Source organism: Nocardia sp. NPDC055050 (genome assembly GCF_053608345.1).
This window is the reverse complement of record NZ_JBSGVG010000060.1, coordinates 17,971-27,993: the sequence shown is the minus strand read 5'-3', so window position 1 is coordinate 27,993 and position 10,023 is coordinate 17,971. Positions and strand designations below refer to the sequence as shown.

Genomic DNA, 10,023 nt, shown 5'->3' with positions numbered 1-10,023 from the left:
GCCGTCCCGTCGATCAGGTGCCGTTGCGTAGGCGACGAAGGAGCAAGCAACGGTGCCTGATCGACGGGACCGAAGGGGCCGCGAACTCGAGCGCGCCAGCGCTCCAAAACTACTGCCTGGGGAGCAGGTGCTTGCCGTCCTTGTCCGTGGACAGCGCCAGCGAGCTGATGTACTGGATCTCGCCTTCGGGACCCGGCACCGCCGAGGCGATCATGTCCGGGCGTTCGAAGTCCATGCCGGTGACGTGGCAGGTGAGCAGGTCGCCCGACGGGTTGCCGTGTTCGTCGAACATCGGCGCCTCGATGCCGTCGTCGGCGCGTCGCAGGTAGTACTTGCCCTTGGTGGCGATCGCGGTGAGCGGAGTCGCGATGAAGGCGACCAGCACCGCGACCAGCGGCGAGTACGGCTTCAGCAGTTCACCGAACAGGCCGAAGAAGGTCATGATCGACAGCACCGCCGACAGCCCGAAGCCGACCAGACCCACCGGGTTGAAGTCGTAGAGCATGCCGCGCCGGAACTCCGGCACCTTCGGCGAGATCTTCAGCAGGTACTTGTTCACCGCGATATCGGTGGCCACGGTGACGATCCAGGCGATGCCGCAGTTGGCGTAGAAGCCGAGGATGTTGTTGAGGAAGTCGAACATGTTCGCTTCCATCAGCACCAGCGCCACACCGAGGTTGACCACCAGGAACACCAGACGGCCCGGGTAGGTCTTGGTGACGCGGGTGTAGGAGTTGGTCCAGGCCAGCGAGCCCGAGTAGGCGTTGGTCACGTTGATCTTGACCTGGCTGATGACCACCAGCACCACGGCCAGCGTCATAGCCAGCCAACCCGGCACCATGTCCTTGTAGATCTCCAGGAACTGGTGCACCGGCTGGTTGGCGATGCCCTGCGCGGCGGGCAGGTTCGCGATCAGGTACACCGCGAGGAACAGGCCGACGACCTGCTTGGCCGCACCGAACAGCACCCAGCCGGGACCGGCGAGCAGCATCCAGCCCCACCACTTGGCCCGGTTCTCGGGCGTGCGCGGCGGCATGAAGCGCAGGTAGTCGATCTGCTCGGCGATCTGGGCGATCAGCGACAGGCAAACACCGGCGGCCAGCAGCGCGCCCGAAACGCTCACGCCCTCACCGTTCTCGCCGCCGTAGGCGAAGAACGAACCCACCGAATCGGGGTGGCGCACCAGCAGGAAGCCGAACGGCGCCACCATCAGCAGCAGCCACAGGGGCGTGGTCCACACCTGGAGTTTGGCCAGGGTGTTCATCCCGTAGATGACCAGCGGGAAGATGATGATCGTGGAGGCCAGATAGCCGAGCCACAACGGAATTCCGAGGCCTAATAACAGGCCCTGCGCCATGATCGAACCTTCGAGCGCGAAGAAGATGAAAGTGAACGACGCGAACACGATATTGGTGATCACGGAGCCGTAGTAGCCGAATCCGCTGCCGCGCGTGATCAGGTCGAGATCGATGTTGTAGCGCGCCGCGTAATAGGCGAGCGGAAATCCGGTGAGCATCACGACCACGGCGAAGATACCGATGCCGATCAGGGCGTTTCCGGTGCCGTGGGCGATGCCGATATTCGCGCCGATCGCGAAATCGGCGAGGTAGGCGATGCCGCCGAGTGCGGAGATGCCGACGACGGCGGGGCTCCATTTGCGGTAGCTCCGCGGGGCGAAACGCAGCGTGTAGTCCTCGAGTGTTTCTTTGGCGGCAGTATCTGCTCCGGCCATTTCCCTCTCTCCTTCATCCGCTGCCGCACGTAACCGGCGACTCACAGACGGTCCTGCATAGATGTAGACGCGAATTTTCCGATCCGTTACGCCGCTGTTACGCAGCCCGATGGTGACCGGGGTCACCGAAACGGCTCCGCAAAAACAAGCACGCGTGTATGTTTTTGGGCGGAGCGAGCGTCAGGAGACGACAGTGTTCGAATGGTCCGAGACCGATCTGATGATCCGCGACGCCGTGCGGGCGTTCATCGACAAGGAGGTCCGGCCGAACCTCGACGCCCTCGACAGCGGTGAGATGCTGCCGTATCCCCTCCTGCGCAAGCTGTTCAGTCAGTTCGGGATCGATGCGATGGGCGAGGACGCCGTCGCGAAGATGCTCGCCAAGGAAGCGGCGGGTCCGAGCGAAGGTGGCAAGAAGGCGGGCAGCCCGTTCGGCGATCAGCAGTCGACGATGGCGGTGCTGATCAGCGAATTGTCCGGTGTCTGTATGGGTCTGGTGTCCGCCCTCGGGGTGAGCATCGGGCTGGGCGCCACCACCATCATGTCGCGGGGCACCCTCGCGCAGAAACAGCGCTGGCTGGCCGACATCGTCACCCTGCGCAAGGTGGCGTCCTGGGCGATCACCGAACCCGATTCCGGCTCGGATGCGTTCGGCGGCATGAAGACTCGCGTGGAACGCGACGGCGAGGACTACATCCTCAACGGCCAGAAGACCTTCATCACCAACGGCCCGTGCGCCGACGTGATGATCGTCTACGCCAAGCTCGACGAGGGTGACGGCGCCGGCAAACGCGACCGCAAGGTGCTCACGTTCGTGCTCGACACGGGCATGGAAGGCCTCACCCAGGGCAAGCCGTTCAAGAAGATGGGCCTGCACTCCTCACCCACCGGCGAGTTGTTCTTCGACAATGTCCGGCTCGGCAAGGACCGGTTGCTCGGCGAGACCGAGGAACACCAGGGCGGCGACGGAAGAGAAAGCGCCAGAGCCAGTTTCACCGCCGAGCGGATCGGCGTCGGGTTCATGGCGCTGGGCGTGATCGACGAATGTCACCGGCTCTGTGTCGATTACGCGCGCAACCGCACGCTGTGGGGGCAGGAGATCGGGCGCTTCCAGCTGATCCAGCTCAAGCTGGCCAAGATGGAAGTGGCGCGAATCAACGTGCAGAACATGGTGTTCAACGTGCTCGAGCGCGCTCGCGCGGGCAAGCCGCCGAGCCTGGCCGAGGCCTCGGCGATGAAGCTGTACTGCTCAGAGGCCGCCACCGAGGTGGCGATGGAGGCGGTGCAGTTGTTCGGCGGCAACGGCTATATGAGCGAATACCGGGTCGAGCAGCTGGCCCGTGACGCGAAGTCGCTGATGATCTACGCGGGCAGTAACGAGATCCAGGTGACCCACATCGCCAAGGGACTGCTCGGGAAGTGAACCGGCCCCGGCCGCGAACAGCGTTGTCGCGGCCGGGAACTCATCACACGGCGCGCAGGTGCCCGCGGCTGGCGTAGATGTGCTCGGCGATCAGCGTGGCGATCCGGTCCGGCGCCTCCAGCATCGGCACATGCCCCACCCCGTGCACCAGGATCCGATCCGCCGACTCGGGCAGTTCGCGCAGGTAGCGGGTGGCGTACACGCTGTTGGGGATGATCCGGTCGTATTCGGCGAGCAGCATCCGCACCGGGGTGCTCAGCTCGCCCAGGTCGTCCATGCCCGGCGCGCGCAGGCTGCCGAGGATGAGCGGGATCATCGCCTCGCAATGCAGGACGGCGGTGAGCAGGGTCGCGAGATCACGGCGCGCGACAGCGCCGGTGTGCTTGGCGACCAGCAATGCGGCCACCTGCTGCACGAGCGCGTTGTTGATCGCCGCACCACCGAGGCGTTTGCCGATCTCGATGAAGGGGATCATCGACGCGAACTTGACGCCGATCCTGACCTGGCTCAGCGAAGGCGATGCCCAGCCACCCGCCGCGGCGATGGTGGTGAGTGTGCGAGCCCGGCCGCGTCGGGCCAGCTCGAGTCCCACCCAGCCGCCGAGCGAATTGCCCGCGATATGACAGGTGCGCCAGCCCAGCTCGTCGAGTTGATCTTCGATCTGATCGGCCAGGGCGTACACATCCAGCGCCCATCCTTCGACCTTCGGGCCACCCCAGTGCCCGGCGAACGCGGGCGCGTACACCTCGCAATGTGCCGACATCCGCTGCGCGACCTGCTCCCAGCAGTGTGGCGACAGCAGGAATCCGTGCAGCAACAAGACCGGGTCGCCGGACCCGATGTGCAACGCCGCGACGGGCGTGGGGCGGGCGGTGGACTTGGCGGTGCGTGACGTCATCGTCATCACCCCTTCCTGGACGACGGTGTCCGGGGGAGCATCCCTGCCTGCATTGTACGGTCGTACGGTGCCGATAATCCTCTCGACTGTGAACGTTAACGGGGTCCGTGCCGCTTCGACCAAGGGCATGACAGCCTGGTTGGCGGCGACCGAAGCCGACATCGTCTGCCTGCAGGAGACCAGGGCGACCGATGCGCAGACCGCGGCGGCGCTGGCCCCCGCGCTCGACGCGGGTTGGGTGCTCTCCCACGCCGAGCCCGAATCCAAGGGCCGCGCGGGCGTGGGGATCCTGTCGCGGCGCGCCCCCGATGCCGTGCGCATCGGGTTCGGCAGCACCGAGTTCGCGGCGTCGGGCCGCTATATCGAAGCCGACTTCGGTGAGGTCACCGTGGCGAGCGTCTACGTGCACTCGGGGGAGGAGAACACCCCCAAACAAGACGAGAAGTACCGGTTCATGGCCGAGCTCGGCGCGTACCTGAAATCGCGCACCGGCGAGTTCGTGGTGAGCGGCGACTGGAACATCGCCCCCGCCGAGATCGACCTGAAGAACTGGAAGGGCAACCAGAAGTCGGCGGGCTTCCTGCCCGAGGAGCGCGCCTGGATCGCCGAACTGCTCGCCGCGGGCTACGTCGACGTGGTGCGCGCCCTGCATCCCGGCGTCGCGGGCCCCTACAGCTGGTGGTCCTACCGCGGCCGCGCCTTCGACAACGACTCCGGCTGGCGCATCGATTACCAGCTGGCCCTCGGTGAGCTGACCGGGCGCGCCAAGCAGGCCGTCGTCGAACGGGCCGACGCCTACGACCAGCGCTGGTCCGACCACGCGCCCGTTACTGTTCAGTATCGATGACACTCTCACGCAAGACTCTCAGCCTGCTCGGTGGACTTGTCCTCGTCCTGGCGGCCATCGGCCTCACTGTGTTCGGCGGTCGCGGTAGCGACAGCACCACCGTCACGTCGACCACGCGTGCCGTCGCCGGCATCACCACCACCGCGTCCGCGCCGAAACCTGGCCCGCCCGCCGGGAATTCGTCGGCCTCACCGGTCACCAAGACCGCGGGTGTGCCCGACCGCGCCTATGTCACCCTCGTCGAGATCGACGCGGGGCGTTGGCCCGGCTCGGCCAACGCGCAGGGCACCAAGGGTGGCGAGCAGTTCATGAACCGGGGAACCAAACTGCCGCCCAAGGATTCGGGGGGCAAAGCGGTGAAATACCAGGAGTGGGATGTGAATCCCAAGCAGCCCAATCGCGGTCGTGACGCCGAACGCATCGTCACCGGCAGCGACGGTTCGGCCTGGTACACCGGCGACCACTACGAAACCTTCACGAGGATGCGCTGATGACTCCGCGAATGACGCTGTCGCAGTTCCTTGCTCGCCCCACCCCCGAAGCACCGGCTGCGACCGCGCCCCCGGTGCTCGGTGCGCTGCCGGTGAACGCCAACCAGTTCAGCGGCGTCCGCTACGACGCCCCCGCCGACTACCGCGTGCGCGAACTGCGGGGAACCAAGATGCGCACCACGGCAGAGCTGTTCGACGAGTTCGCCGCCGCCTTCCAGTTCCCGTACTACTTCGGCGCCAACAAGGACGCCTTCGACGAATGCCTGCGCGACCTCGACGATTTCGTGGGCGACGCCCCGGGCTATGTCGCGGTGATCCGCACCGCCGACGACCTGCTCGCCGTCGAACCCACCGAACGTGCCTGGTTCGACTCCGCCATCCGTGATTGCGCCGCGTATTGGGCGCGCCGCGAGGTCGCGTTTCGTGTCGTCTTGCAGGGCGACCCGGAGAAATTCGACGCGGTTTCGCTGACAGACTGACGTCCAGCACGCATCCGTAAGGTTCCTTATGCGCGGTTTGTCCGGCTATGGTCGGTCCCTGGTGCGTCGAGATCCGGCGGATCGGGACGGAGCTCTGCCGTGCGTTTCGCGAAGGTGATCGGTCTGGCGACGGCGGGAGCGATCGGCCTGCTCCCGCTCGCGGTTCCCGCGTTCGCCGCGCCGACGCAGACCCAGTACGCACCGACCATGCTGGTGCTCGATGCCTCGGGTTCGATGCTGGCGGCCGATCCGGGCGGCGGCACCAAGATGGACGCGGCGAGGACAGCCGTACGCGGTTTCGTGACGACCGCGCCCGCCACGGCGAAAGTCGGACTGTCGGTCTACGGCACCGGCACTGGATCCACCGACGCGGAAAAGCCCGCGGGATGCCGTGACGTCTCGGTGCTCGTACCGGCCGACACCATCGACAAACCCGCGCTGACATCAACCGTCGACAGGATCACCCCCAGCGGTTTCACCCCGATCGGCGCCGCACTGCGCACCGCCGCGGGCGCCCTGCCTACCGAGGGCCCGCGCTCGATCGTGCTGGTCTCCGACGGCCTCGACACCTGTGCACCGCCCGACCCGTGCGAAGTAGCCCGTGAACTCAGTGCCGACGGCGCCTCGATCGTCGTGCACACCATCGGTTTCGGGGTCGATGATGCCTCGCGCGCCCAGCTCATCTGCATCGCCGACACCACCGGCGGCACCTATACCGACGCCGCCGACGGCAAGGCGCTCGAGCGGGTGTTGCCCCGGGTGAGCACTGCGGCACTGCGCGACTACACCGCGGCGGGCACCCCCGTCGAAGGCGCTGCCGGATACCAGGACGCACCGGCGGTAGTGCCAGGGCAGTACCTCGACACCATCGGGCAGAAGAAGCCCCGCTACTACGCGGTGGACGTCCCCGAGGGGGCGACCGCGTACTTCAGCGGGACCGTCTCCTTCCCCCGTGGTGAGAACGCGGTGAGCTCGAACAACAGTCTGCGCCTGCGGGTCGCCGGCGTCGAGGGCCAGGACTGCAACGCCTCCGAACAGGAGAACGCCGTCCGATCCACCGATGGCGTCGCGCTCACGGTCAGCTCGCAATGGACCGGCGCGACCGATGCGAAAGACGGCACCGCGCGCACCGACAAGTGCAAGGGCGGCGGCCGGTACTACTTCAGTGTGGAATGGTCGGGTGTCGCCGACAACGCGCCGGCGACGCTGCCACTGGAACTGAATGTCACCGTCGAACCGGGCGTCACCGACGGCGGCCGCCCGGCGGAACCCGAACCGGCGTCGTTCACCGCGCCGAGCGGTCCGGTCGTACCGTTGGCCGGTGGCGGCTCGTTCAACGTGGCAACGGCCCTCGACGGCTCCGGCGTCTACGGCGACACCGTGCAGCGCGGCGAATTCGTCTTCTACAAGGTGAAACTCGACTGGGGTCAGGGCTTGGCCTATCGAGTGCGTTTCCTCGAGACCCCGGGCCGTGGCCTCGACAACGTCTCGGTCGTCACCACCACGCTGTACACGCCGTACCGTAAGGAGGCCGCCGACGAATTCGCCAGCTACAACGGTGCGCCCGACATTCTGCCCTCGAACAAGCAGGCTTTGGCCATCCCCGAGGTTCGCTATCGCAACCGCGAATCCTCGGACCGGGAAGTGTCGGAGAACGCGCTCGCCGGGTGGTACTACATCGCGGTGAAAGTCAGTCCGACACAGAATGATCCGGGTGTCGTTCGTCCCGTGCCGGTCGAGCTGGATGTCGTGGTGACCGGAACGCCGGAGGCGGGCCCCACGTATCGGGCTGTGCCCGGGTCCACCGATAGCTCGATCGAGAACGTGCCCGACACCGCGCAGGCCGCCGACGACGACAACTCCACGGCACTGCTCGGTACCGGCATCGCCGTCATCGCGTTCGCCCTCACCATCGGCGGTGTCATCGCGATCACTTTGCTGCGCAGACGAACTCGTCGATAGCGCAGTGCTCCGCCGGATGTTCTGATGCCACTGCAATTGACGGCTGTCATTGCCTGATCAGTCCGTTTAACGTCTTCGCGGAGCGGCCATCCAGGGTTGCCTGTGAGGAGAACTTGATGAAGCGAGTACTGGCCGGCGTGGGTATCTTCGCCGCTGTCATGGTGGCGTCGGCCGGAATGGCAACGGCCGATAGCGGTCTCGCACCCCAGCGGTCGGATGTCGAGCTGGTCGCCGAGGGGTCCCCGGGATCGAGCGACCTGGTCGGCAACCTGCTGCGCGCGCTGTCGAGCGGTTCCGCCGCGGAATGCGACGGCGTCATGCTCGATGTGTGCGTGCCCCTTCCGTCCCAGCCTGCGAACGGTGCGCAGATCGCGGACAGCGGTTCCGGTACCGGCTCGGTGCAAAATGTGGACATCCAGTTCTGGCGCCTGATCGGCTGGCTGAGCAACGGGTCGTCGGCGCCGTGCACCGGCGCGTGCTTCCCCCTGTAGCGGGATCGTTCAGCGGTAGCGACCGGCGAGGTCGTCGCCGAGCAGGACGAAAACGTCGGTGATCTGGTCGATCAGTTCCTCGCGGGTGAGATCGAGGTCGCCCGCGAGCCAGGTCGTGAGGGTCTGGGTCAGGCCGCCGACCAGGTAGATCGCCCGGAAGTCGACCAGGTTCTGTGGGACGTCGCCGCCGTAGAAGCCGGTGCCCTCGGCGGCGACCAGCCGGGCGAACGCCCGCACCGTCCTGGCGGTACGGGCGCGAAGCTCCGGGGTGGCCATTCCGGCGATCAGCGCGGCCCTGGCCTTGCGCGGGTCGTCGGTGAGCACCGAGATGCCCGCGTCGATCGCGGCGTGGGCCTGAACGCGGCTGTCGGCGGGCGCGGTGGCCAGTGCGGTGGCGATCGCCGCGGTGAGTTCGTCGGCGATGCGGTCGAGCAGGGCTTCCAGGACGTCGTCGCGCTTGTCGAAACTCTCGTAGTAGTACCGCTCGTTCAGGCCCGCGCGCGCACAGAGGCCGGCGACGGTGAGTTTGGCATCGGCGGCGACCAGGTCGAGCGCCGCGTCCAGCAGCGCGGTCCGCCGCTGGGATTGCCGCTCCTGCGCCGAAACGCCACCGTATGTCCGTTGTGCTGCCACAGCGTCCATTGTGCGTGCTGCCGTCCTCTCGCGGTGTTTTGGTAGAGACTCTTGCCAGAATATCAATTCTGGGGGATTCTATTGCCAGATGCACTCGACGAGGAGGCGCAACATGGCCACACGGCAGGGCGAACCCGGATATTTCGCCGACGATTCGATGATCCGGCGGGTGATGAGCAAGCGTGCGGTCGGTCTCACCTACGGCGTGCGAGCGCTGGTGATCGGCGCGGTGCATCCGCTGCTGTTCGTCGGCACCAGTGAACACACCGCGCATCGGGAAACCCCGTACACCCGCTTGGCCATCACCGGCGCCCTGTTCGAAGCGGTGTTCCTCGGCAGCTTGGCCGAGGCCGATCGCGCGCTGGCCTTCACCCGGCGCAAGCACGACGCGGTGGTCGGCACCCTGCCCGAAGACGCGGGCGCCCACCATCCGGCAGGCACCGCCTACGCGGCCCACGATCCGCACCTGATGTTCATGACCATGGCCTTCACCTTCGATTCGGCCGAGGTGATGTACGACCGCCTGGTCCGCGAACTCACGGCCACCGAGCGCGAAGACCTCTACCAGGACTATGTCCGCTGGGGTGAACTGTTCGGCATGCCGCGCGACGCCGCACCCGCCGACTACCCGGCCTTCCGTCGCTACTTCGACAGCTATCTGAACTCGACCGAACTGTTCCTCACCGAGGAGGCCGAACTGGTCGGCTCCTATCTCGCGGGCCACCGCAAGGCGTACCGGCTGCGCCCGCCTGCCGAACAGGTCGGTACCGCGCTGTATCTGCTGGTCCAGGGCAGTCTGCCGGCGCGGATCAGGCAGATGTACGGCATCGAGTGGGGGATCTCCGACGAACTGGCGCACCGCGCGCTGTGCCGCAGCATCCGCACCGCCCATGTCGTCCCGCCGCTGGCGCCCCGGGTACTGGCGGGCACGCTCGCCGGGCCGAGCGCCCCGTCCTATCAGCTGCTCGCCCGTCGCGAACAGCGCATGGTCAAGACGGGCCACCCGAGCATGCCCGGTGTCGATCCACGCAACTGGGTGCAGCGAAATTCCGCTTGAGCGGCATGGA

At 66.7% G+C, this 10,023-nt stretch carries 10 protein-coding genes; 7 read left to right on the top strand and 3 right to left on the bottom strand.

The window, feature by feature from the left end:
- Positions 1-109 precede the first annotated feature (109 nt).
- Positions 110-1,732: a purine-cytosine permease family protein gene (locus tag ACWGCN_RS33840; RefSeq protein ID WP_378996784.1), complete on the bottom strand. Its 1,623-nt coding sequence runs from the start codon at positions 1,730-1,732 to the stop codon at positions 110-112.
- 193 nt (positions 1,733-1,925) lie between these two features.
- Here ACWGCN_RS33840 and ACWGCN_RS33835 point away from each other — a divergent pair, with 193 nt between their 5' ends.
- Positions 1,926-3,155, top strand: coding sequence for an acyl-CoA dehydrogenase family protein (locus ACWGCN_RS33835; protein WP_452459573.1), 1,230 nt, complete (start codon positions 1,926-1,928; stop codon positions 3,153-3,155).
- Between the two features lie 43 nt (positions 3,156-3,198).
- Here ACWGCN_RS33835 and ACWGCN_RS33830 read toward each other — a convergent pair whose 3' ends face one another.
- Positions 3,199-4,053, bottom strand: coding sequence for an alpha/beta fold hydrolase (locus ACWGCN_RS33830; protein ID WP_378996779.1), 855 nt, complete (start codon positions 4,051-4,053; stop codon positions 3,199-3,201).
- Between the two features lie 67 nt (positions 4,054-4,120).
- On the opposite strand from ACWGCN_RS33830, the gene ACWGCN_RS33825 reads away from it, so the two are divergent.
- From ACWGCN_RS33825 to ACWGCN_RS33805, 5 genes are all read left to right on the top strand, one after another.
- Entirely contained in the window at positions 4,121-4,900 is a 780-nt protein-coding gene (locus ACWGCN_RS33825) for an exodeoxyribonuclease III (RefSeq protein ID WP_452459574.1), read from the top strand.
- Positions 4,897-5,391 carry a ribonuclease domain-containing protein gene (locus tag ACWGCN_RS33820; protein ID WP_452459575.1) on the top strand — a complete coding sequence of 165 codons (495 nt, stop codon included), beginning with the start codon at positions 4,897-4,899 and terminating at the stop codon, positions 5,389-5,391. The genes ACWGCN_RS33825 and ACWGCN_RS33820 overlap by 4 nt, the downstream gene beginning before the upstream one ends.
- A complete protein-coding gene (locus ACWGCN_RS33815; protein ID WP_452459576.1) occupies positions 5,391-5,870 on the top strand; it encodes a barstar family protein in 480 nt (159 codons plus the stop codon). The genes ACWGCN_RS33820 and ACWGCN_RS33815 overlap by 1 nt, the downstream gene beginning before the upstream one ends.
- 99 nt (positions 5,871-5,969) lie before the next feature.
- Positions 5,970-7,832, top strand: coding sequence for a vWA domain-containing protein (locus ACWGCN_RS33810; RefSeq protein WP_449972182.1), 1,863 nt, complete (start codon positions 5,970-5,972; stop codon positions 7,830-7,832).
- Positions 7,833-7,948: 116 nt separating this feature from the next.
- Positions 7,949-8,323 carry a hypothetical protein gene (locus ACWGCN_RS33805; RefSeq protein ID WP_452459577.1) on the top strand — a complete coding sequence of 125 codons (375 nt, stop codon included), beginning with the start codon at positions 7,949-7,951 and terminating at the stop codon, positions 8,321-8,323.
- A gap of 9 nt (positions 8,324-8,332) precedes the next feature.
- On the opposite strand, the gene ACWGCN_RS33800 is transcribed toward ACWGCN_RS33805, so the two are convergent.
- On the bottom strand, positions 8,333-8,965 hold the full coding sequence (locus ACWGCN_RS33800) for a TetR/AcrR family transcriptional regulator (RefSeq protein WP_379220430.1): 633 nt from the start codon (positions 8,963-8,965) through the stop codon (positions 8,333-8,335).
- Between the two features lie 103 nt (positions 8,966-9,068).
- Here ACWGCN_RS33800 and ACWGCN_RS33795 point away from each other — a divergent pair, with 103 nt between their 5' ends.
- Positions 9,069-10,013: an oxygenase MpaB family protein gene (locus ACWGCN_RS33795; protein ID WP_387448754.1), complete on the top strand. Its 945-nt coding sequence runs from the start codon at positions 9,069-9,071 to the stop codon at positions 10,011-10,013.
- The last annotated feature ends 10 nt before the right edge of the window (positions 10,014-10,023 follow it).